This window comes from Aeromonas sp. Y289-2, from assembly GCF_027705925.1.
Taxonomy (GTDB): domain Bacteria; phylum Pseudomonadota; class Gammaproteobacteria; order Enterobacterales; family Aeromonadaceae; genus Aeromonas; species Aeromonas veronii.
Genome location: NZ_JAPDCH010000021.1, coordinates 1 through 23,552, shown reverse-complemented (window position 1 = coordinate 23,552; position 23,552 = coordinate 1). Strand labels below are relative to the sequence as shown.

General features: G+C 56.4%; 20 protein-coding genes. 14 read left to right on the top strand and 6 right to left on the bottom strand.

The window, feature by feature from the left end; genetic code table 11:
• Window positions 1-2: 2 nt before the first annotated feature.
• Window positions 3-1,196: a tyrosine-type recombinase/integrase gene (locus OKC43_RS20260; protein WP_143236977.1), complete on the bottom strand. Its 1,194-nt coding sequence runs from the start codon at window positions 1,194-1,196 to the stop codon at window positions 3-5.
• Window positions 1,197-1,356: 160 nt separating this feature from the next.
• Window positions 1,357-1,944 carry a single-stranded DNA-binding protein gene (locus tag OKC43_RS20255; RefSeq protein ID WP_005340181.1) on the bottom strand — a complete coding sequence of 196 codons (588 nt, stop codon included), beginning with the start codon at window positions 1,942-1,944 and terminating at the stop codon, window positions 1,357-1,359.
• 426 nt (window positions 1,945-2,370) lie between these two features.
• Here OKC43_RS20255 and OKC43_RS20250 point away from each other — a divergent pair, with 426 nt between their 5' ends.
• From OKC43_RS20250 to OKC43_RS20195, 12 genes are all read left to right on the top strand, one after another.
• Complete coding sequence (locus OKC43_RS20250) at window positions 2,371-3,018, top strand: LuxR C-terminal-related transcriptional regulator (protein ID WP_042080923.1); 648 nt, start codon at window positions 2,371-2,373, stop codon at window positions 3,016-3,018.
• Window positions 3,018-3,461 (top strand): curli production assembly/transport protein CsgE, encoded by a 444-nt coding sequence (locus tag OKC43_RS20245; protein ID WP_110304471.1) that lies wholly within the window; start codon window positions 3,018-3,020, stop codon window positions 3,459-3,461. Before OKC43_RS20250 ends, OKC43_RS20245 begins: the two co-directional genes overlap by 1 nt.
• 11 nt (window positions 3,462-3,472) lie before the next feature.
• Complete coding sequence (locus OKC43_RS20240) at window positions 3,473-3,874, top strand: curli assembly protein CsgF (RefSeq protein WP_019445195.1); 402 nt, start codon at window positions 3,473-3,475, stop codon at window positions 3,872-3,874.
• Between the two features lie 7 nt (window positions 3,875-3,881).
• Entirely contained in the window at window positions 3,882-4,721 is an 840-nt protein-coding gene (locus tag OKC43_RS20235; protein WP_005355003.1) for a CsgG/HfaB family protein, read from the top strand.
• A gap of 188 nt (window positions 4,722-4,909) precedes the next feature.
• On the top strand, window positions 4,910-5,431 hold the full coding sequence (locus tag OKC43_RS20230; RefSeq protein ID WP_042080925.1) for a curlin: 522 nt from the start codon (window positions 4,910-4,912) through the stop codon (window positions 5,429-5,431).
• Window positions 5,432-5,465: 34 nt separating this feature from the next.
• Entirely contained in the window at window positions 5,466-6,917 is a 1,452-nt protein-coding gene (locus OKC43_RS20225; protein WP_042080926.1) for a curlin, read from the top strand.
• Between the two features lie 146 nt (window positions 6,918-7,063).
• The gene (gene csgH, locus OKC43_RS20220; protein WP_236272766.1) at window positions 7,064-7,342 is read left to right on the top strand and encodes a curli-like amyloid fiber formation chaperone CsgH; all 279 of its coding nucleotides are present in this window, start codon (window positions 7,064-7,066) and stop codon (window positions 7,340-7,342) included.
• A gap of 89 nt (window positions 7,343-7,431) precedes the next feature.
• Complete coding sequence (gene uvrA / locus OKC43_RS20215) at window positions 7,432-10,260, top strand: excinuclease ABC subunit UvrA (protein ID WP_236272767.1); 2,829 nt, start codon at window positions 7,432-7,434, stop codon at window positions 10,258-10,260.
• A 121-nt stretch (window positions 10,261-10,381) separates the two neighbouring features.
• Complete coding sequence (locus OKC43_RS20210; protein WP_270660599.1) at window positions 10,382-12,055, top strand: diguanylate cyclase; 1,674 nt, start codon at window positions 10,382-10,384, stop codon at window positions 12,053-12,055.
• Between the two features lie 458 nt (window positions 12,056-12,513).
• Window positions 12,514-13,128: an outer membrane protein OmpW gene (ompW, locus tag OKC43_RS20205; RefSeq protein WP_005354990.1), complete on the top strand. Its 615-nt coding sequence runs from the start codon at window positions 12,514-12,516 to the stop codon at window positions 13,126-13,128.
• Between the two features lie 222 nt (window positions 13,129-13,350).
• Window positions 13,351-15,330 carry a HAMP domain-containing methyl-accepting chemotaxis protein gene (locus tag OKC43_RS20200; protein ID WP_236272769.1) on the top strand — a complete coding sequence of 660 codons (1,980 nt, stop codon included), beginning with the start codon at window positions 13,351-13,353 and terminating at the stop codon, window positions 15,328-15,330.
• Between the two features lie 8 nt (window positions 15,331-15,338).
• Entirely contained in the window at window positions 15,339-16,808 is a 1,470-nt protein-coding gene (locus tag OKC43_RS20195) for an ABC transporter substrate-binding protein (RefSeq protein ID WP_236272770.1), read from the top strand.
• Between the two features lie 73 nt (window positions 16,809-16,881).
• Here the strand turns inward: OKC43_RS20195 and OKC43_RS20190 are convergent, their stop codons facing one another.
• Complete coding sequence (locus OKC43_RS20190) at window positions 16,882-17,682, bottom strand: GNAT family N-acetyltransferase (RefSeq protein ID WP_236272771.1); 801 nt, start codon at window positions 17,680-17,682, stop codon at window positions 16,882-16,884.
• A 329-nt stretch (window positions 17,683-18,011) separates the two neighbouring features.
• On the opposite strand from OKC43_RS20190, the gene metF reads away from it, so the two are divergent.
• Window positions 18,012-18,902: a methylenetetrahydrofolate reductase gene (metF, locus tag OKC43_RS20185; RefSeq protein ID WP_236272772.1), complete on the top strand. Its 891-nt coding sequence runs from the start codon at window positions 18,012-18,014 to the stop codon at window positions 18,900-18,902.
• A 69-nt stretch (window positions 18,903-18,971) separates the two neighbouring features.
• On the opposite strand, the gene OKC43_RS20180 is transcribed toward metF, so the two are convergent.
• Both OKC43_RS20180 and OKC43_RS20175 read right to left on the bottom strand, forming a co-directional pair.
• Window positions 18,972-20,036 (bottom strand): DUF3103 family protein, encoded by a 1,065-nt coding sequence (locus OKC43_RS20180; protein ID WP_108541792.1) that lies wholly within the window; start codon window positions 20,034-20,036, stop codon window positions 18,972-18,974.
• A gap of 122 nt (window positions 20,037-20,158) precedes the next feature.
• Window positions 20,159-21,334: a benzoate/H(+) symporter BenE family transporter gene (locus OKC43_RS20175; RefSeq protein ID WP_236272773.1), complete on the bottom strand. Its 1,176-nt coding sequence runs from the start codon at window positions 21,332-21,334 to the stop codon at window positions 20,159-20,161.
• A gap of 118 nt (window positions 21,335-21,452) precedes the next feature.
• Between OKC43_RS20175 and OKC43_RS20170 the strand changes: the two genes are divergently transcribed.
• Window positions 21,453-22,022: a helix-turn-helix domain-containing protein gene (locus OKC43_RS20170; RefSeq protein ID WP_064341423.1), complete on the top strand. Its 570-nt coding sequence runs from the start codon at window positions 21,453-21,455 to the stop codon at window positions 22,020-22,022.
• A 16-nt stretch (window positions 22,023-22,038) separates the two neighbouring features.
• Here OKC43_RS20170 and OKC43_RS20165 read toward each other — a convergent pair whose 3' ends face one another.
• Window positions 22,039-23,235 (bottom strand): NnrS family protein, encoded by a 1,197-nt coding sequence (locus OKC43_RS20165; protein WP_270660595.1) that lies wholly within the window; start codon window positions 23,233-23,235, stop codon window positions 22,039-22,041.
• Between the last annotated feature and the right edge of the window lie 317 nt (window positions 23,236-23,552).

The window sequence follows — 23,552 nt, the reverse complement described above, 5'->3', positions numbered from 1 at the left end:
TTTTATGATATTTTTCTATGTAATTCCATTTCAGCGTGAAGTTGGTTTAGAACTAGGTTGCATTGCTCCATTATTGACCCAGTTTCATATATTAGACTACTATCTGAGTTATACTTCCACCCCCCAACATTATTTTTTATCTTTTTCTGTTGAGCTGCGTCAATCCCCATTTTAGTAAGCATTCTGTCAATATTTTCAAAGAGTGTATGCCTTAATTTATGAGGATGAATATCTGATAACTCTAAAATTTTATTCTTGATACTTGAGAAAATATCATCCAATGCTGCTATTGATAGCGGATTATGTGGCTTAGTTGTCGATAAGAGTAAATAGGGGCTCTTCATGGCTGAGTCGCCAAGAGATTTTCTCGCCTGTTTATATTCATCAATCAGTGAAGCTAGAGGAAATGAAATAGGAATAATCCTGCCAACTGTTTTCTCGCGTGGCACTCTATTACGAGGATCGTTATGTTCAATATTCTGTTGTGTCAGGATAAATGGGTAAACACCATGTACCAGCTTGCTCGTATGGCAGTTTGATGTAGTAAGTGATAGCAGTTCACTTTTTCTAATTCCTGTTTCTAAAAGTAACCTAAGAATTAGCTTGTTACGTAACTGAGTAGATTTATTCCAGCCAAGAGAACTCGGTATTTCCATGATGTCATACAGTGTTGCTTGTTGGACTAATGACAATCCAAGAATGCGGCCTGGAGCTGTCTTTGGTCTTCTCAGCTTGACTAGTTTTACTTGAAGCCTTCTCATCATCTCGGGGATTTGACTGAATAGAGGATCAGTATTACGGCGCTTGGATATTGCTTTGTCGGCTAAAAATTGAAAATAAACCAATACCAAATCAAGGCGTTGATTGAAATAATCAGGACTAACAATATCTGGTCGGAGGGGTCTTGCTCCGTTGATATCGTATGAGCGATGCTCAAGATGTTTGAGAAAACTCTGGTATAAGCCAGTGTCAGCAAACCCTGTGCCAGCAACAATTTCCGCTAGATCTACTTTTAGCATTGCTGCCCATCGTTCGATATGGATTAGGTGGTTTGCATTATTCTCCTGTGTTTTTTCCGCACCATACAGGTGTGTCAGTGTGAACTCACATAGCCTCGGGATGGGGAGTCCTCTCTCATCAACGATTAGATACTTACGTTCATTGTACTGCTTCATGTTGACGGTTCTGAGCTTCACTGCATCACTCCTTTACACTTTTATACACCCATTCCTAAGGTATACTGCGTGCTTTCAGAATGTGCAATCTTTACATTCTCAGAAAAGAAAAAACCCCGAAATATCGGGGTTTTTAGGCATTTCGCTTTACAAAACGCTTTACATTTTAAAAAAACCGGCCCTAGAACGGGATATCGTCGTCGAAATCCATCGGCGGCTCGTTATATACCGGCGGCGCAGATTGCGGCTGCTGGGCAGGACGGCCATAACCGCCTTGCGGCTGCATGTTCTGCTGCGGAGCCGGTGCCGGGCGCTGCTGATTCATCGGCTGCTGGGCAGGCATGCTCTGCTGTGGCTGACCCCAGTTACCCTGGGATTGGCCACCCATGTTCTGGCCCATACCCTGACCGCCTTGCGGACGACCACCCAGCATCTGCATCACGCCAGTGAAGCTGTCGACCAGCACTTCAGTGGTGTAGCGCTCCTGGCCGCTCTGATCCTGCCATTTGCGGGTTTGCAGTTTGCCTTCCACATAGACCTGGGAGCCCTTCTTCAGGTACTCGCCAGCCACTTCGGCCAGCTTGCCCATGAAGACGACGCGATGCCATTCGGTACGCTCTTTCTGCTCACCGGTCTGCTTGTCGCGCCAGGTTTCGGAGGTAGCCAGAGTAATGTTGGTCACAGCACCGCCACTCGGCATGTAGCGTACTTCCGGGTCTTGCCCGAGGTTACCGATCAGAATGACTTTATTGATGCCTCGACTGGCCATAATCTCTCTTCCACCTTATTTACCGGCCAGGTCGAAACCTGGTCCAACACGACTAGATACCTGATTAGTTGCTGTGTGCGGGGCGCAATGTCCCGCAGACGCATGTGACGGTCATAGTAACAGTTGCGAAGCGGATTGGCAGCATCCTTAACCGGCTTGATGTGCCAAAGACAACTGTTGGCTCCTGCTGCAGTGATGGTCGGGTTGCAGCTGTTTCCGGCGCGTCCGGCATCACATTTCTGCCATATATTCCTGTTATGCTGGCCGATTGGCGAATTGGAATAGGTTTTTAAATCGACTAAAAACATATGGTTACGATATTTATGAGATCCATTCTCATACTTTTTTAATATTGTGCTCCCATACCTCCTTGGTAGACTCAGTCGGCCAGATTAGGTGGTTTACAGGTTCAAGGAAGAGCACACAATGAAAGCCGCATGCCCGATCGCACTGGTCACTGAAAATAATGTGCAGGCCAGCACATTTGCTGCATACCTCATCTCTCATTTGAGCCGTCCCGTCCAGCTAATCCACGAGATTAATCAGCTAGATAACCAGTGTGACGGCACGCTGTTTCTCATCGATCTCGACTATATCCGCTCTGGCCAGTCACTGGGCTGGAACCGGGCGATCTCCGAACGCTTTGGCATGGCGACCACTGTGCTGCTCAATGCTCCCACTGCGACGGATCGCGACCTGCTGCTGATGTGGCCGCAGATCTGCGGTCTGTTTTTCCGTCAGGATCCGCTCGACAGACTGGTTGCCGGGTTGCAGAAAATCCTGTTGGGCGAGTACTGGATGCCGCGCCACCTATTGTGCGAGCTGGTCGAATACTATCGCCAGGGCAACAGTTATCTGCTGCGTAACGACACTCTGCTGACCGCCAGAGAGCAGGAGATCATCCGTTATCTGATGACGGGCGCCTCCAATGTCGAGATCGCCGACAGCCTGTTTGTCAGCGAGCACACCGTCAAATCCCACCTCTATAACGTCTTTAAAAAGCTGAATGTGAAGAACCGGATCCAGGCGGTGAGCTGGGCCAAAGAGTATCTCGATGCTCCGGACTCCCACTGATGAAAGCGCTCTCTGTGGCGTGTTGCCTCGCGCTGCTTTGGGGCTGCACGACCGTTGTGGCGGGCGAGGCTGATACACCGCTGGAGTCGGTGCAGCCGGAGCAGGAGAGTGATCGGCTGGATGTGGATGGTCTGGTGCTGGATCGCACCTTTACCCGTTTCGGTCAGGGCTTTTATAACGAATTTACCCGGTTGCGCAGTGATGAAGACCCGGATGCCAGAGAAAATCTGACGATTCATGAGCGCCCGACAGCCCGCTGGGGCAGCCTGATCTGGATCACCCATAACCGGAAGGTGATTTTTAAAACCGCGCTCTCTCCCGGCCGCAATCAGCAGGAGCAGAGCGCCAAACTGGCTTGGTCACAGGTCAGGCAGACCCTCGAACAGCAGAAGATCGCGACCCTGTTCATGGATACCTTCGATTTGGAACATGATGAACTATAAGGATATTTCTCATGCGTGCCCGGTTATGGCTAGTTGCTGCACTGATAGCGCCAACGCTCCATGCGTCGGAGCTTGTCTATCGCCCCGTCAACCCCAGCTTTGGGGGTAACCCTCTCAACAGCAGTCATCTGCTTGGCACCGCCAATGCGCAGAATGATTACAAGGATCCCGCCAGTGGCAGCGGTAGCAGCGGCACCTCGGCGCTGGATCGCCTGACCTCCAATCTGCAATCCCGCCTGATCAGCCAACTGCTGGCCGATATCGGCAAGGATGGCAGCCAGAGCGGCAGTCTGGTGACCGATGATTTTGCCATCAATGTGGTGGATGAAGATGGCACCCTGGTGGTTTCGATCACCGACCGGGTGACCAACCAGACCACCATGATCGAAGTGAATGGCCTGATTGCCGACTGAGGGCGCGATGAAACGACAACTGTTATTGATAGTGCCCCTGCTTGCGCTGGCTGGCTGTGCGACCCATATCGGCTCGCCCGTTGCCGATGAGAAGGCAACCCTGATGCCGCGATCCGTCTCTTACAAGGAGCTGATCAGTCTACCCAAGCCAAAAGGGAAAATTGTCGCGGCCGTCTACGATTTTCGCGATCAGACCGGTCAGTACCTGCCTGCACCGGCGTCCAACTTCTCCACGGCGGTCACCCAGGGTGGGGTGGCTATGCTGAGCACGGCCTTGTGGGATTCCCAATGGTTTGTGCCGCTGGAGCGGGAAGGGCTGCAGAACCTGCTGACCGAGCGCAAGATTGTGCGGGCGGCCCAGAACAAGCCCAACGTTCCCGGCAACAATGCCAATCAACTGCCCTCGCTGGTTGCCGCCAACATCCTGATCGAGGGGGGGATAGTCGCCTATGACAGCAATGTGCGAACCGGCGGGGCGGGGGCCAAGTATTTTGGCATCGGCGCCAGCGGGGAGTATCGGGTCGATCAGGTGACGGTCAATCTGCGAGCCGTCGATATCCGTTCAGGCCGGATCCTGAACAGTGTCACCACTTCCAAGACAGTACTGTCGCAACAGGTGCAGGCAGGGGTATTCCGTTTCGTCGAGTACAAGCGCCTGCTGGAGGCCGAGGCCGGTTTCAGCACCAATGAACCGGTACAGATGTGTGTCATGTCGGCTATCGAGTCCGGGGTGATCCGGTTGATTGCCAATGGTGTGCGGGACAATCTGTGGCAACTGGCCGACCAGCGGGATATCGACAATCCGATCCTGCAGGAGTACCTGCAAGACAATGCCCCGCTACTTTGATTTTTTCCCGCTCGTGCAATGCCCTCCCTGGTGGAGGGCATTTTTTTTGGCCTCCATCGAATACGAATTAAGACTTTCTGCTCAGCGACAGGGCGGCGCTTTTCATCCTCGAATCAGCGGAGTGCCTGATAGGCCGCCTCTGGTCTGACAGGGATACTGTGGGCGTTTTCCAACAAGGCGATGGCGCGATGAAACACCTGTTGAGTGCTCTCTTTTTTCTGCTGATATCGGGCGCCCCGCAACTCGCCGCAGAGCCTGCCGTCTTCGACGAGCTGGCGATGGCAAGCGAGCTGGATTCCGGTCTGCAGAACGATGGGAATCAGGCGCTGTTGTGGCAACTCGGTAGCGAGCAGCAACTGCATCTCACCCAGCAAGGGGAGCTGAATCAGGCGCGTCTGCTGCAACAGGGTTGGGCCAATGAGTTGGCGCTCTCCCAGGTGGGAGATGAGAACTGGGTCAATGGTGCGCAACTGGGCGAGGGCAATAGCGCCGAGCTCTATCAGGCGGGCATCAATAACCGGATTTGGCTGCTGCAACAAGGCAGCGGCAATGAAGCTTGGATCAGTCAGCAAGGGGCAGACAATCAGGCCCGGGCGATCCAGCTGGGTGATGGCAATCAGGCCAGCATCGAGCAAAACGGTAACGGATTGGCGGCAACCGTTATTCAGACGGGAGCCAATCAGCAAGTAAATGTCGTTCAAACCAACTGAGCCTAGGCTCAACCATTAGCACGAGAGGGAAATCATGTTTAAACGTACCATCATTGCCTCGGCAGTTCTTCTGGCGACCAGCACCGCTTGGGCGGCATCTACTGGTAACCAGGCTACGGTGAACCAGGCCCTGAGCGGCAATAACGCCACCATTAACCAGGTAGTGGGAAGCGTCGATAACAAGGCGAGCATCGATCAAGCTGGTAACAACAACACAGCTGTTACCACGCAAAAGAATACCGGCCAGTCAGATGCCGATACTCGGCAGGTAGGTGACAGTAACGAGGGTTACATCTTGCAACAAGGTGACACTAACCTCTCCAAAGCCTCCATCGATACAAAGGGGAACGACAACTTTGCTGATGTGATTCAGCAATTTGAGAATGGCGGTGCGGTTGCCGGGGTTGTGCAGGATGGGGATCGCAACGACGCCAAGATCAAGCAAGATAATGGTGACTTAGCTGACTCCAGGATCACTCAAATCTCGGATGATAATCGGGCTGTCATTGACAACCAGATATCCGATTTCGCTCGGGCGAGTGTACAGCAGCTAGAAGGTGGGGCTCACCAGGCTGACGTGACCCAGACAGCGGCTGATGGAGCCAACGCCGAAGTGGTACAACGTGGAGAGAGCAATATCACCAAGGTGCTGCAGGCAACCGGTAACTATGACTATGCACCGGCGGAAGGAACATCTGCAGTGGTGACTCAGAGTGGTTCTTTGAACAATGCAGATGTCACTCAATACGATAGTGCCAACGTAGCGACTGTTGAGCAAAGTGGAACCGGCGGTAAGGTGGTGACCCTGCAAAAAGGATCTGATGCCGGGGAGGGCAACCACCTGCTGGCCAAACAGTCTGGAACCGGGGAGCTTGCTGACCTGACACAGGATGGTAATCGCAACCGGATTGAGACCGACCAGCAAGGTACTGGCAATGATGCCTTGATCAACCAGACCGGTGATGACAACAAGGCTGTGGTCAACCAGTTAGCCAGCAGTACCGATGGTGTGGTCACCATTGATCAGGTAGGCAATGACAACTATGCCAATGCAGTGCAAGAGGAGGGTAGTCGCAACAAGGTCGATATTGACCAGAACGGCACTGGCAACCAGGTTGCCGCCGCGCGTGGCGTGGAGGGTAAAGGAGCCTGGACCTGGGGCTCGGACAACGAGCTGGTCGTTGCTCAGAAAGGCACTGACAACTGGGCCTATGCCGATGCGTCTCACTCTGAGTCTGTGGTCAAAGTGAGCCAGGATGGTGAGCTGAACAATGCCAAGGTTGAGTCCTACTTGGGTAGCAAGAACAAACTCACCGTGACCCAGAACGGCGCTGAGCACGAGGCTAATGTCTACGTCAATGCTGGGGTTGGTGGGGGGCGCAACACCGTTGATGTGGTGCAAAACGATAGCTTAAATACTGCCAATGTGACCGTATTGGGCAGCGATAACCATGCCTATGTCTATCAAGGGGCTGGTAGCAACTGATGGTCATCTCCGGATTCAGGGGCCTGCGGGCCCCTCTTTTATTGGTGCTGCTCTGTGGGTTGATGCTGGTCCATCGCGTCGCGTCCCCAACAAGCGCCAGGGAAAACGAGAGGGAGCCCGATCCGTCGATCTGCTTGTCCCTCAATATGGCGCAGAACGAGCAGGGGCTGTCACTTGCACCAACGCTGCTCAGCAAGCGCGACGCGACGGTGAGTGTCAGGTTGCTGGTACGCAGCGAAGGGGCGGCCGGGCGCAGCACGCAACAGCAGAGTCGTACTCTGTCGCTGCGGGCGGGGGAACTCAGGGAGGCGGGTAATATCGGCTTGGGTCTGCGCTGCCCCTATCGGGTCGAGGTCACCGCCCGGATATGGCAAAACGAGCGGCTGCTGGTGGAGAAAAAAGAGCAGATGGCGTGCGCCGGATGATGCGCATTTCATCTCATGACTGTCTATTCATCCAGTAGTCTCTATGCCATACTGACTCGCTCAGGTTTCTGTATCGAGCGTGCAACAAGATGGAAAAGATCGTGGTCCGGGGTGCTCGCACCCACAACCTCAAGAACATCAATCTGACCCTGCCCCGCGACAAGCTGATCGTGGTCACCGGCCTCTCCGGTTCGGGCAAATCCTCTCTGGCGTTCGATACCCTCTATGCCGAGGGGCAGCGCCGCTATGTGGAGTCCCTCTCCGCCTATGCCCGCCAGTTCCTCTCCTTGATGGAGAAGCCGGACGTCGACCATATCGAGGGGCTCTCGCCCGCCATCTCCATCGAGCAGAAGTCCACCTCCCACAACCCGCGCTCGACCGTCGGTACCATCACCGAAATCTACGACTACCTGCGTTTGCTGTTTGCCCGGGTCGGTGAGCCGCGCTGCCCGACTCACGCCATTCCGCTCGCCGCCCAGACCATCAGCCAGATGGTGGATCAGGTGCTGGCCCAACCGGAGGGGAGCAAGCTGATGCTGCTGGCCCCGGTGGTGCGCGATCGCAAGGGGGAGCACACCAAGCTGCTGGAGAATCTGGCGGCCCAGGGCTACATCCGTGCCCGTATCGACGGCGAGGTGTGCGACCTCTCCGATCCTCCGACTCTGGAGCTGCACAAGAAGCACACCATCGAGGTGGTGGTGGATCGCTTCAAGGTGCGCGAGGACCTTGCCTTGCGTTTGGCCGAGTCGTTCGAGACGGCGCTGACCCTCTCCGGCGGCATCGTGTTGGTAGTGCCAATGGACGGGGAGGAGGGGGTTGCCCCCATGACCTTCTCCGCCAACTTCGCCTGCCCGGAGTGCGGCTACTCCATGTCGGAGCTGGAACCGCGCATCTTCTCTTTCAACAATCCGGCCGGTGCCTGCCCGACTTGTGACGGCCTCGGGGTGCAGCAATATTTCGATCCGGCCAAGGTGATCGGCGATCCGGCCATCAGTCTGGCCAACGGCGCCATCCGTGGCTGGGACAAGCGCAGCTTCTACTACTTCCAGATGCTGAAATCCCTCTCCGAGCACTACAAGTTCGATCTGGAGACGCCGTGGGAGGATCTGCCGGTCAAGACCCAGGAGGTGATCCTGCGTGGCTCCGGACGTACCGAGATCGAGTTCCGCTACATGAACGATCGCGGCGATGTGGTGGTGCGCAAGCACCCGTTCGAGGGGATCCTGCACAACATGGAGCGGCGCTACCGGGAGACCGAATCCAACTCGGTGCGTGAAGAGCTCTCTAAATACATCGCCAACAAATCCTGTACCAGCTGCGGTGGCAGCCGACTGCGGGAGGAGGCGCGCCACGTTTTCGTCGACAACCGCAACCTGCCGGCCATTGCCGAGCAGTCCATCGGTGATGCGCTCGCCTTCTTCGAAGGGCTGAACCTCACCGGCCAGCGCGCCCAGATTGCCGAGAAGATCTTGAAAGAGATCATCGAGCGGCTTGGCTTCCTGGTGAATGTGGGTCTCAACTACCTGAGCCTGTCGCGCAGCGCAGAGACCCTCTCCGGTGGTGAAGCGCAGCGGATCCGGCTGGCCAGCCAGATTGGTGCCGGTCTGGTGGGGGTGATGTACGTACTGGACGAGCCCTCCATCGGTCTGCATCAGCGCGACAACGAGCGGTTGCTCAAGACCCTCACCCATCTGCGCGATCTCGGCAACACGGTGATCGTGGTGGAGCACGATGAGGATGCCATCCGCCTCGCCGACCATGTGCTGGATATCGGCCCGGGCGCTGGCGTGCACGGTGGCGAGATTGTTGCGCAGGGCACCCCCCAGCAGATCATCGACAATCCGGAATCGCTGACCGGTGACTACCTCTCCGGCCGCAAGCAGATCGCCATTCCGGCCGAGCGCACGCCGCTCACCGGCAAGTGGTTGAAACTCAAGGGGGCGAGCGGCAACAACCTGCGCAACGTCAACCTGGATCTGCCGATCGGAGTGATGACCTGCGTTACAGGTGTTTCCGGCTCCGGCAAGTCGACCCTGATCAACGACACCCTGTTCCGCATCGCCCACCGGGAGCTCAACAAGGCGACCGAGTCCACCCCGGCGCCCTATCGCAGCGTGGAAGGGCTGGAGCATCTGGACAAGGTGGTGGATATCGACCAGAGCCCCATCGGTCGAACCCCGCGCTCCAACCCGGCCACCTATACCGGTTTGTTCACTCCGATCCGCGAGCTGCTCTCCGGCACCCAGGAGGCGCGTTCGCGCGGCTACCAGCCGGGCCGCTTCTCCTTCAACGTGAAGGGGGGCCGCTGCGAAGCGTGTCAGGGGGATGGGGTCATCAAGGTGGAGATGCACTTCCTGCCGGATGTCTACGTGCCGTGCGACGTCTGCAAGGGCAAGCGCTACAACCGCGAGACCCTGGAGGTGAAGTACAAGGGCAAGAACATCCACGAGATCCTCGAGATGACGGTGGAAGATGCCCGCGAGTTCTTCGATCCGGTGCCGGCGGTAGCGCGCAAGCTGCAGACCCTGATGGACGTGGGCCTCTCCTATATCCGTCTCGGCCAGTCGGCCACCACGCTGTCGGGCGGCGAGGCGCAGCGGGTCAAACTGGCGCGTGAGCTCTCCAAGCGGGATACCGGCCAGACCCTCTACATTCTGGATGAGCCGACCACCGGGCTGCACTTCCACGATATCCAGCAACTGCTCAAGGTGCTGCACCAGCTGCGGGATCGCGGTAACACCATCGTCATCATTGAGCACAACCTTGATGTGGTAAAAACTGCCGACTGGATCGTCGATTTGGGACCGGAGGGAGGCGCCGGTGGTGGCCGCATTCTGGTGACGGGGACGCCGGAGGAGATTTGCGCCAATAAAGAGTCTCATACAGCTCGTTTTTTGCGGCCACTTTTGGCGCGATAAGCCGTTATAATCGAGGGGCCTTTGGCCCCTTTTTGTTATAAAAATCGGGAGCATAGGGGGAAGCTCGTCAAGTGTGGGCAGGCTTGGCATCTCAGCATCATGGTAATGGATATATCGGGTTATGGCTCAGGCTCCGCGCACGATTGATCATCAGTTGGCTTACTCCATGTTCCCCATCTGGCTGGGGGCGATCCTGCTATTGCTGGTCCTGCTGGCGTGGGCCCAGATCCCGGCTGCCAGCCGGATTGAAGAGCAGCGAATGAAGGAGCATCTGCTGCGCGTTACCAAGGCGGTGCAGGCGGATGTGGCCGCTCTGGATGCATTCAGTCGGGATTGGGGCATCTGGGATGACAGTCACCGTTTTATGGACAACAAAAGCAGGGGGTACATCGAATCCAACCTGTTCAGTGATATGCCGATGCGGGATTTTAGTCTCAACCTGATGAGCTTCATGGATCTCACCGGCTACGAAATCTGGACGCGCACCCTGCTACCCGATGCGCCGGGGATCAATCCGGACCAGTTTCCCTACTTCCTTGATGAACTGAAAAAGCAGTTAAGGGCGCGCTCGGTGGCGCACGGGGGCATCAATTTGCACGGGATCCGTGCTTCCCAGTGGGGGCCGCTGATGTACTCGTGGCAGCCGATCAGAAACAGTGACGAGTCGGCACCGTTCAACGGTTTCTTGCTGGTTGTACGTTGGCTCGACAAGGCCTACCTCGAGCAAGTATCGGAGCGTACCGCGCTGCCTCTGGCGATTTCCCACGCCAATCTGGATGTCACCGCTACCTTCAAACCACTGAAACCGCAAATAACGTATCGCCTGATCGACCTTGGGCTCACCCGGCTCAGGGGAGAGGTGCGACTGCTCAACAGCGATAACCAGCCGGTACTGACTCTGGTGATTGAGGAGGAGAGAAAGATCTTGAGTGGCGTCATGGAGGGAGCGCTCTGGACCTTTATCGGCATGCTGTTTATCAGTTTTATCTGCGTCATGATCGCCATGTACCGGCTCAACAGCATTGTGCTCACCCCGTTGCAGCAGCTGGTGTCGGCGCTGCAACGCTTTGGCGATCGGCCAGATGCCACCTTGATCCCCTATATCGACAGCAGCGCCGAGATGGCGACCCTGAGCGGCAAGTTCAAGGAGATGGCCAGCAAGGTCAGTCAGCAACACGATGATTTGTTGGAAAAATCCAGCCAGATGGAGATGGCTGCATTCACCGACCCCTTGACCCGTTGTTTCAATCGTCGCTATCTCGATGGTTGGTTGCAGGCCAACCGGGCCAAACCTTGTCTGTTATTGCTGCTGGATCTGGATCATTTCAAGCGGATCAATGACCGCCTTGGCCATGACATCGGGGATCTGGTGCTCAAACAGCTGGCGGATCTGCTGCGCAAGGTGGTGACAGGAGAGCGCGAGCCGATCATCCGGTTGGGCGGGGAGGAGTTCTTGTTGCTGCTACAAGTGGATGACGAGCAAGAGTTGGCGTTGCGGGTCGAATATCTGCGCCAGCGTGTCGCTCAGCACCGCTTTGGCAGAGAGGATGCGCCACTCTGGTTGACGGTGTCGCTGGGGTTCTGCCGCTATCCGTTGCACCCGGAGTACCCGGATTCATTCTGGAGTCATAGCTTCAAACTAGCGGACATGGCGCTGTATCAGGCCAAAGTCGGCGGGCGAAATCGGTGGTGTGGCTACGCTGGTCCCCTCTCTGCGGAGGGCATGGGCCAGACTCCGGAACAGCTTGCCGAAGGGAGGCATATCACCCTGCTGCACTCTGTCAATCCGGATTAACCCTGCCGTACCAATACCAGATAGGCCAGGGCGACAATAAAACCGAGCAGGATAAAGAGAAAGGATCCGATTCCCCACACGGCCGCGAGAAAAGCCCCCACCTTTTGCCATTTCGACTCATTTTTCATAAATAAACCATTACTTCCCAGTAACTTGTATGGCGCAAAAAATACGCTGATTTGCCCATATTAACAACAGTTAATAGCCACTCTGCCGCGCAATAAGATGTGGTTTGCTTGCTCCTTTTGGCACTGAGTGCGGGTAGTTACAACCTGTCGAAACAGGCATTTCGGCTTGTTGTCTGGGGACTCAACGAGATTGGGATGGTGCGCAAAGATGTCACACCAATCGATTTATTTCTGTGCAACCTTTGCTCCAAGTCAATAACTTTGCATTTACAAGGGCATATAGTCAGCGGGCTTACAGCATCAAATGAAAACAAAAAAAGGGATTACGTGATGAAAAAATTACTTCCTCTGATGATTGCCGCTGCAGTGACCTCTCCTTTCGCCATGGCCCATCAGGCTGGTGATATTCTGGTTCGTGGTGGTTTGGCCATCGTTTCTCCTCAGGAGAGCAGTGACAACGTATTGGGTACCGGTGAATTTGAGATTAACAGTAATCAACAGCTTGGCCTGACCCTCGGTTATATGATCACCGACAACTGGGGTGTTGAGTTGCTGGCTGCAACCCCATTCTCCCATAGAGTGAGTACTCGCGATCTTGGTGAGATTGCCAAGGTTAAACATCTGCCTCCAACATTGATGGCCCAGTACTATTTTGGCGATGCCCAGAGCAAGGTTCGCCCGTATGTTGGTGTGGGTGTGAACTACACCACCTTCTTTGATGAGAAGGGGGTGGGAGCACTTGATGGTGCCAATATCAGCCTTGACGACTCTTGGGGTCTGGCAGGTCAGGTCGGTATCGATATGGCGGTTACAGATCGCTGGTTTGTAAACGGTTCAGCCTGGATCATGGATATCGATACAGATGTTAAAGTTGATGGTGTTGGCACCTTCAAAACGCATATCGACCCGATGGCCTTTATGGTGGGTGTTGGCTACCGCTTCTAATGATTCTGACTGCGGTTCTGAACGGACCGCGGAAGATAGCAAAGTACGTCTCTTTCAGCCCGGCTTGTGCCGGGCTTTTTTTGGTTGGCTGATTTTGTCTGTACTGTGACCCAACCCGATACAAATCAATTAAATACCTGCCGCTTTATTTCAGTTATTCGCCACCCCTGCCGATAGTGACTATGTTCACTTTACCTTCCCCCAATGAGTGAGGATGTCTCCATGGGCTTATCTATCGTGCAGCGGATCATCGCCGGATTCGTGTTGATGCTGCTGTTGCTGATCCTGCTTGGTGTGATCAGTACCTTTAAAATCAAGGGTATAAATGACGGCCTCTCTGCCGTATCTGACCGGGCAACCCCGCTGGTAGTGGCTGTCGCAGGTCTCAAGGGGGCACTGCAGGATAGTAACCGCTGGGTGCTGGTCTACCGCACCAGTGAAGATGCTGCCCAGTTGCCGCAGCTGGCAAATCAGTTCAAGGAGCAGCAGAGCCGCTTCGCCCAGCTGAGTCAGGAGATGGGTAAATTTACCGACGTAGCGGATGCTCGTGCCCGCTTCCAGCAGGTCGAGAGTGCTACCACCCAATTTTATGGCTTGGCGGATCAGGTGTTGGCCCAGCATCGGCAGTGGGTCAGTGCGCTGGAGCAGCGACACAAGCTGGAGATGGAATTTATCCGCCTTGAGGATACCTACCAGTGGGCGGCGGATCTGCTGTTGCAACAGACTGCCAGCAAGCGCTCCATGCGCAACAAGGCTGAGCTTATTACCTCGGGTATCGCCCGCGATCTGAAGAATATTCGCCGTGCCGATGCCAAAACCGACCTGAACGAGCTGGAAAAGGTACTCCGCAAGGATATCGAGATGGCCCGCAAGCGTCTGGAGCGGGTGCTGGTGCCCGATGATGTGAAAGCGCGCTTTGTCTCCAATCTGGATCGGATGCAGGAGTTGGCACTTGGCGCTCAGGGCTTGCTGGCAACCATGCGTCAGGCTCAGCAACTGGCGCTGTCGCTGGCCACGCAAAATCAGCAGCTGGATGCCAGTCTGATCAACAGCCTCAATTTGCTCGATGAGATGGGCAAGTCTGCCGGAGCCATCGCCAGCGATAGCCGGATCAACGCCGATGCAGCGGTCAGTAGCGCCAGCTTCTGGATCCTGGTGGTTGCCGCTATGTCTGCCGCTGCCGCACTGGTGATCGGCTATACCACGGCGCGCAGCATTCAGCGCCCGTTGCAGATGATCAACAAGGAGCTCGATTACATGGCGGCCGGTGACATGACCCGCCGCATCAACTACCGCAGCAGTTGCGAATTTGGCAGTCTCTCTCGCTCTATCGATACGCTGGCGGGCAAGACCGGCGAGCTGCTCTCTCAAATCAATGCGGGCTCCCGTCATCTGGTGGATGAAGCGAGCCGCGCCGCCGAGATCAGCGAACGGGCCATGTCCCGGGTACAGGAGCAGAAGAGCCAGACCGATCAGGTGGCCGCCGCCATTACCGAGCTGGAAGTGAGCGCCACCGAGGTGGCCCGCTCTACCGATGGCACCAAGCGGGAAGTGGATCTGGCCGATGAAGAGGCGCGCAATGGTCGCCAGAAAGTGGCCACCACTCGCCGGATCACCGAGCAGCTGGCTGGCGCCATGGAGGAGGCGGTTGGCATCACCTACAAGCTGGGCGAATTCAGCAACAACATCGGCAGCATTCTCGATGTGATCCGCAGTATTGCCGAGCAGACCAACCTGTTGGCCTTGAACGCCGCCATCGAAGCGGCCCGTGCAGGTGATGCCGGTCGCGGTTTTGCGGTGGTGGCCGATGAGGTGCGGGCGCTGGCCAATCGCACCCAGACTTCGACCGAAGAGATCCAGGGGATGATTGAGAACCTGCAGAGCTCCAGCAAGCATGTGGTTGAAGTGATGGGGCGCAGCCAGGAGCAGACCCAGAGCTGTGTTGAGCAGACTCGCGAGATGGATGTGGCGCTGCAATCCATTGCCGATCGGATGGGGGCCATCAAATCGATGGCTGATCAGGTGGCCCATGCCGCGCAGGAGCAGATCTCCGTCAGTCAGGGGGTCGCTCGTCATATCGCCGGTATTGCCGATGTGGCATACGAGACCGAGCGGGAGGCGCGCGAATCAGCCAGCAGCAGCGAAGTGCTGGCCGACCTGGTCGCCAAACAGCAGCAATTGATTGCACATTTCAAGGTCTAGGAGGGCTTATGTCTAAAAAGTGGATTGGAGCCCTGAGTCTCCTGTTGTGTGGCCAGCTGATGGCCAGCGAGCTTGTGATTGAAAGCTGGCGAACCGATGACAAGGCGTTGTGGGAGCAGAAGATTATCCCGGCGTTTGAAGCGGCGCATCCCGGCATCAAGGTGAGTTTTCATCCGGTGCAGAACGTCAACTACATGCCCACTTTATGGGAGAGCCTGAAAGGCGGTAAGGCGGGGGATCTCATTACCTGTCGTCCGTTTGATGACTCGCTCGCCCTGTTCAAGGCGGGCCATCTGGCCGAGCTGACCGAAATGGCAGGGATGGAGAACTTCCCGAGTTTTGCCCAGTCACCCTGGCAGACTGATTCCGGAGCCCAGACCTTCTGCGTACCCATGGCCTCGGTGATCCATGGTTTCTTCTATAACAAGAAGATCTTCAGTGAGTTGGGGCTCACCTTGCCGCAAACCCGCGATCAGTTCTTTGCCGTGCTGGACAAGATCAAGGCGGACGGTCGCTATGTGCCGCTGGCCATGAGTGGTTCCGAGAGCTGGGTTGCCTCCGAACTGGGGTTCCAGAACATTGGCCCCAACTACTGGAAGGGAGAGGACGGCCGTCTGGCACTGATTGGCGGGCAGGAGCGGTTGGACAACCCGCAATATGTGAAGGTGTTCGACGAGCTGGCTCGTTGGCGTTCCTACCTCGGTGAGGGTGGCGAGAGCCGTGATTATGCGACCAGCAACGAGCTGTTCACTTCGGGCAAGGCAGCCTTCTACGTGGCGGGCTCCTGGGAGATTGCCCCCTTCACCGGAAAGGTCGATTTTGGCGTCATGCGTCCGCCGGTGGCCAAACAGGGTGATGGCTGTTTCTTTACCGACCACACCGATATCGGTATGGGGATGAATCCGGCCAGCAAGAATAAAGAGGGGGCGATGGTTTTCCTGCAGTGGCTGACGACGCCGCAATTTGCCGAGCTCTATACCAACTCGCTGCCGGGATTCTTCTCCCTCTCCAACCACTTTTTCGATGTCACCAATCCGGCGGCCAAAGAGATGATGGAGTGGCGCGATCAGTGTGACTCGACCATTAGGGTGGCGACCCAGATCCTCTCCCGTGGTACGCCCAAGTTGGGGGATGAGCTGGCCGAGGTGAGTCAGGCGGTGCTGCTTGGCAAGATGGAGCCCAAAGCTGCCGCAGATCGACTGGAAGGTGGCTTGAAGGGCTGGTATGCCCCCCATCAGGGCAACAAGGCCAAGAGCGCGGATTGTCAGTGTGATGCGGTTGCCCCTGCTCCTGTTTCTGCGCCGAAGACTGAGCTGTCCGCAGCTCCCGCGACCAGTGAAACATCAGCCGTTGTGTCACCTGCTGTGACTCCCGCAGAACCCGCATCAGCGGCCGCTGCGCCATTACCGGCGCCGTCGGATGAGGTGGAGCAGGCGCTCTCCAACGAGTTGGAAGCGCCACAGCAGCCACAGCAATAGGCCATCGGCATCAATAAAAACGGGAGGCATCAGCCTCCCGTTTTTTTATGGCTCGTGGCCAGCATGTATCGCTTTATTGTGCTTCGTGGGGCCAGCGGCAGAGGCTGCCGATGCGGGCAACCGGGACAAACCCCAGGGAGCGGTAAATGCGCTGGGCATGGTAGTGCTCGTCAGCCACTATGATGAGCTGTTTGGCGCGGGACAATCCTGCGCGAGCCACTTGACTCAGCAGCTGGCGGCATAACCCCTGGTTGCGCCACGCATGGTGCGTGCGTACCAACTGGAAGCGCCCAAGTGTGCCGCAAAAGAAGAGACCGCAGCTGGCGACCAGTTGCCCCTCTCGCCAGATCCCCCACCAGTCCCCGAGACCATCGGCAATCATGGCCTGATAGAGCGCCTGACGGGATCGAAGATAGGGGAGATAGCTCTGTTCCGAGTGCCCCTCATCCCGTTCATGGAGTTCGAAGTCGAGCCACTCAGGCCAATCAGCAGTGGTGAAGGTACGTGCCTCAACCTTGTTCATGTCGCCGTGAGGAGGTGGGCAACTCTGTTCATCCAGTGCCAGCACCACGCACTCCATATATTGGTAACCCGTTGCGACAAAACCGGCGATCCGGCTGTTTTGTCCGGCCGCCAGTGGCCATTGGAAGGTGCGGTGGCGCACTCGAGGATCCTGGCCGACCAGCCGATCGAATGTGGCTTCCAGCCAGCCTTTGTCACGGTCGCTGGGTGGGTTGGGGAGTAGCAGGTAGTTGCCGAAGTAGTAATCGGGAGCATCCGGCGTGCGAACCGCCCAGAACTGATCGTGCTGAACAACCTCGCCCTGATAGCGATCGAACAGCAAGTCGGTGGCAAAGCCGGGGTGGGTATCCATGATGGTGCTCCTGCAAAGACTCATTCTGTTATCGGCAGGAGTGGGAAATAGATGAAAAGGGGCCGGAGAAACCTCCGGCCAAACAATCACACGCAGATTCAGAACGTCCAGGACGATCTGCCCCCATCATAACTCGACTGGGGCAATTTTGGGATGGGCACTTTTCGGTTACGTACCGTTAATTTTGTAAATATGAAGTTCGTCAGATCGGATGTGAGGTAAATCCCTGTTGACTTTGTGTCGTTTTACTCATAAATATAAAGACGTTTAGACGTCCAAACATCCGTTTTGACGTAGGCAGATGGATTGCAGGACAGGGAGAAGATCAGATGGGATTTCACAGTGCACGTCAGGTTGAGGCGCTCAACCAGAGCTTGGCAGATTTGAATGGCGATATATCGGTCAGTTTCGAGTTTTTTCCGCCCAACAGCGAAGGGATGGAGAATACCCTCTGGCAGTCCATCGAACGGCTGAAAGTGCTGGAACCCAAGTTCGTCTCCGTCACCTATGGTGCCAACTCCGGCACCCGTGATCGCACCCACAAGGTGATCAAGGACATCAAGGAACGGACAGGCCTGATTGCGGCGCCTCACCTGACCTGTATCGATGCCAGCCGCGACGAATTGCGCACCATCGCCCGCGACTACTGGAACAGCGGCATTCGCCATATTGTGGCTCTGCGCGGTGACTTGCCGCAGGGGCTGGAGAAGCCGGATATGTATGCCACCGATCTGGTTGCTCTGCTCAAGTCAGAGGCCGACTTCGATATCTCGGTTGCCGCCTATCCGGAAGGGCACCCGGAGGCCAAGAGTGTGCAATCCGACCTGCTCAACCTCAAGCGCAAGATCGATGCCGGCGCCAACCGTGCTATCACCCAGTTCTTCTTCGATGTGGAAACGTATTTGCGCTTTCGGGATCGCTGCGCCGCCATCGGTATTGATGCCGAAATCGTGCCGGGGATCCTGCCGGTCTCCAACTATCAGACCCTGGCCAAGTTTGCCGGTTTTACCAACGTGAAGATCCCGCGTTGGATGCATCAGCGTTTCGAGGGGCTGGATAACGATCAGATGACTCGCAATCTGGTGGGGGCGAGCATCGCCATCGATCAGGTGCGCGTGCTGAGTCAGGAAGGGGTGAAGGATTTCCACTTCTATACCCTGAACCGCTCCGAGCTGACTTATGCCATCTGCCATACTCTGGGGGTTCGTCCCAAGGGTTGACCGGTGGTCACCGCGATAAAAGCAAAAAGCCAATGAGTTGCTCATTGGCTTTTTCGTTATGGCCGATTATCAAGGTCTGGTCGGGGCGATCTCTTTTGGCTCAAGATCGATGACCGCATTACCGGCAGCCCCCGGATACTGGCGATAGACCTGATCCTGCTCCAGTGTGTAGAAGGTATCCAGATAGTCGTCGTTGTTGGTCATCCAGGAGTCGGGCAGCGCCTTGACGATGCGACCGCCGAGATCGAGGAAGGGCAGCGCTTCCGGCACGCCACCCGCGGTAAAGCCGAGTTTGAGGGCTTCAATCAGCAGGGCGCTCAGCTCCTTGTAGTTGACGTTGTCATCCTGCTCCATCATCACCACATCGACGGCACCCCAGCGATAGCGATCCCAGTAAACCAGGATCTGGTTGGGGGTGTAGTCTGTGTTGTCATAGTCGAGGTAGGGCATGTCGACAATATCGACCACTGGCTCATCCCGACTGGGATTGACCCCTGCGACCACCGCATACACTTCGGCCGCGCCGAGCAGCCAAGGCTCCTGATCATCCTTCAGTCTGATCTTTTTCAGGATACTGGTCTTGAGTGGCGCCGTGCTGGCCGCCACTCGCGGAGCGCTTTGCAGATCCGCATCGGCCAGCGCCTTGCGCATCACCTTCAAGCCTGCGTTCTTGGCTTTGACGGGATCGGCTTCGACTACCAGAACCGGCCGGGCCGGTGCCTTGTCCACATCCAGATAGACGGGATTGCCAGCGCTGTCGAACGCTTCAATGGCGCTCCAGCTCTTCTCATCCCCACTTGGAACATAGGCGACCAGCGGTTCGACCCCCTGTTGCAGTGCGGCGGCCTGATCGGTGTTGGCCAGCCGCAACTGCATCAGTTGCTTGACCTCGCCATCCAGTCCTTGTCGGCTGATGGCCGCCTGGTTGGCATCGGTCGCCTGCCGCTTAAGGCGCGGGCTGGCCTTCTGCAGCAGGTTGGGAAGCGGGCTCTGGTATTGCTGATTGCTCAGCAGGGGCAGCAGGTTTTTCTGCTGAAGTGCGAGCTGGCGAGCCAGCTCTCGATCCGTATCGGCAGCCTGGACGCTCGTAGCACCCAGTATGGCCAGTAGTAACAAGACAGCCTGATTTTTCATTTTTATTCTCCGTTGCATGGAACCTGACAGGGCACCATGTCCGGGAAGATTGGTGCCCTGGCACCACTAGAAGGAAATTAGTTTCACTTGTGAATCATTTTATCTGGATAGTGTGCAGAGGTTCACGATTTGAGGTTCAATTGATTCCTTTGTCGATATAATTGGAACTGATAGATAGCCAGACCAATCAGCAGACCCCAGCAGGCTGCCGCGATGCCGAGCAGGCTGATCCCGGACGCGGTAATGATAAAGGTGAGCAGCGCAGCTTCTCGCGCTTCATCCTCTTGCAAGGCCGAGTGCAGACTGCTGCCGATGGTGCTTAGCAGGGCCAAACCAGCGACGCAGGTGACAAGAGCTGCCGGAAAGGCGCTAAACAGGGCCGCGACGGTTGCACCGAAGCAGCCGGTCACAAGATAAAAGCAACCCGCCCAAACCGCAGCAGGCCAGCGGCGCTTGGTATCCGGGTCGACCTCTTTGCACATGCAGATGGCGGCAGTGATGGCGGCCAGATTGAAGGCATAGCCGCCAAAAGGGGCGAGCAGCAGGCCAGTCAGGCCGGTCCAGCTGATCAGCGAGGAGGTGGAAGGCTGATAGCCGTGGGTCCGCAAGATGGCAATTCCCGGCATGTTTTGCGATGTCATGGTGACAATGAACAGCGGCAGCGCGATACCAAACAGAGCATCAAGGGAGAAGGCTGGCCATGTCCAGACCGGGCTGGCGAGTTGCCAGTGAAGGGTGCCCATTTGCAAATCCCCCCGCACGCTGCAGATCAGCATCCCCACTCCCAGTACCAGCACCATGGTATAGCGAGGCCAGAGATGGCGACCCAGCAGGAAGGCCAGCAGCAGGGTGCCAAGCAGCAAGGGCTCTTGCGGGGCGACCTTGAATAGATCCAATCCGAATCTGAGCAGCACGCCAGCCAGCATGGCGGCGGCCAGTGGAGCCGGAATATGTTTCATCAAACGGTCGAACCAGCCGCTGATGCCACACAGCGTGATCAGCAGGGACGAGATCACAAAGGCGCCGATCGCTTCCGCCAGAGTGAAGTTGCCCAGCGTGGTGATCAGCAGTGCTGCGCCTGGTGTGGACCAGGCGGTTAGTATGGGTATGCGGTAATAGAGAGAGAGGCCGATGCAGCTCACCCCCATGCCGATCCCCAGCGTCCAGAGCCAGGAGGCAACTTGGGCAGTATCAGCACCCGCTGCCGTGGCGGCCTGGATGATCAGGATGACGGAGCTGGTGTAGCCGACCATCACGGCGATAAAGCCTGCGACCAGATGGGGGAGGGCGAAGGGCATGACTCTTCCTCTTGGCGTTGTGACGCGCTGTGCGTTATTACGTACAATACAGCTTGACTATATCGCCGTGCGCTATAGCGCACAAGGTGCATCGTGCAAGAGTAATAAAGAGGCAGTTATGCAAGAGATGAGTCAGCATCTGGCTGTTCGACTGAAGGGGCTGCGCAGCGAGCGCGGCTGGAGCCTGGATGCCGCCGCGCGCGAAACGGGTGTCAGCAAGGCGATGCTGGGGCAGATTGAGCGGGGAGAGTCCAGTCCGACAGTGGCGACGCTGTGGAAGATAGCCACCGGTTTTCGAGTCTCATTTTCCAGTTTCATTGAGCCCATACCCGCCGCGCAGGCAGAGGTGCTCTATCGCACCGCCGATGCTATTCGCCAGCAACCAGCGGGAGAGGGCATGCAAGTGGCACCGCTCTTCCCTTATGAAAACCGGTTTGGTTTCGAGTTGCTTGAGCTGACCCTGTTGCCGGGTTACCAGCGTGAATCCGAGCCCCATGAGCCGGGAGTGACCGAGCATGTCATCGTCATCAGCGGCATGATGGAGGTGCTGGTGGAAGGGGAGTGGCGCTCATTTGAGCAAGGGGAGGCGGTGCGTTTTGCTGCCGACCGTCCCCACGGTTATCGCAATCTGGGCATAGCCCCGGCGATTTTCCACAACCTCATCCACTATCCGGTGGCAACACCCTGAACATGTTCTGCAGTCATCAACCCGGTCGACCATCTGCTCTGGGGCGGATCAGTATCGGGGTATAGACCCAGACAAACAGACCATAGGCCGCGATCCAGGCAAGCGCGCTGAGGTTCCAGCCATGCAGGGTATAAGCAGGCCAGAGCAGCGGAATCGCCACCCGCATTGTAGCGGCAGCGATAACCAGGGCGAATGCGCAAGTGATCCTGCGTCCTACCTGCAAGGCCCGACCGCTATGGCCGAGGGAGACTCGCGCAATTATGCCCAGGATCATGGTCCCCATACAGCCTGCGCTGAGCAGGTGACTGGCCATCGACAACGTGATGGGCAGACCCGCACTATGTGCCGCAAGGGCGAGCATGCCAAGAGGGATAAACAGATAGGCGAGATGGAGTGACCACAGCAGGGGATGCGCAAGGGTCGATGGCAGATGCCAACGCAGTTGCCGCCACAGATGCAAACTCGTCGCCACTATATAGAGAGGCACTATATATATGCTGGTGACCCATTGGGTGGGGAGCAGCAGCCAGCAGAGCAAGATAAGCCACAGTGTCGCGAGCGCAGTCCGTTCCAGCCAGAGTAGAGGTGCGGGTTTCTCCTGACCGGTTGCCCGGGCGGTAAAGAACGGAATCACCCTTCCACCCATCACGGCGATCAGGGTGGTAAACAACAGCACAGTGGTGATCAATAGGTGCTCAACGGTGGTCCAATCGGCCTGCCATAACCAGCTGGCACCATTGAGCAAGGTCAGTATCAGCAACAGGGGCACGAAGAAGAGGTTGCGCCATTGCCGGGTTATCAAGATAGGCTTGGCAAGGAACCAGGCGCAAAGCGGCAACCAGAGCAGGTCTGCCGCCATCAGGAGCGTATTCTCTTCACCCAGCCAGGGTAAAAAGGTCCTTGGCAACATCCACAACCCCACCACCATTGCCAATGGCCAGCTTCGAACACCGGGATGGGCCGTCCAATTCTGCACCGCGGTGAGCAGAAAACCCGCGACGATGGCGGCCCCGAAACCAAACAGCATCTCATGACCATGCCACCAGATCGGGTTGGCAATCCCGGGCAAGGTAAGCCAACCGTTGAGCTGCCCCAGCCAGAGCAACATGGCGACGGCAGCAAACAGAGCCCCGAACAAGAAGAAGGGTCGGAATCCCAAGCGGAACAGCGGGACGATTTGCTCTTCCTTATAGCTATCGAGGATTTGATGCATGAGGGCATTCCAATTAAACATTTGAGATGGTAATTATAAAATTGGCTTTTCAAATGTTCAATTTAAATCCGGCAATAGTCAGAATTGATGTCATTTCGAGCAAAAAAAGAGGTGGTTGCTTGATATCTGAGCGAACGAACTTTTTTGCTGAAAAAGCCCTTGTCATCCCGGCGCGGCTCCCTATAATGCGCCCCTACCAGCACGGCGGAACACGCCAAACTGATGAGCCAGCTTCCTAACGAAGTGGGCGCCGAAAGAAAAGCGAAAACAATCGCTTGACTTTCGAAGTGAGGAGCGTAATATGCGCCTCCTCAACG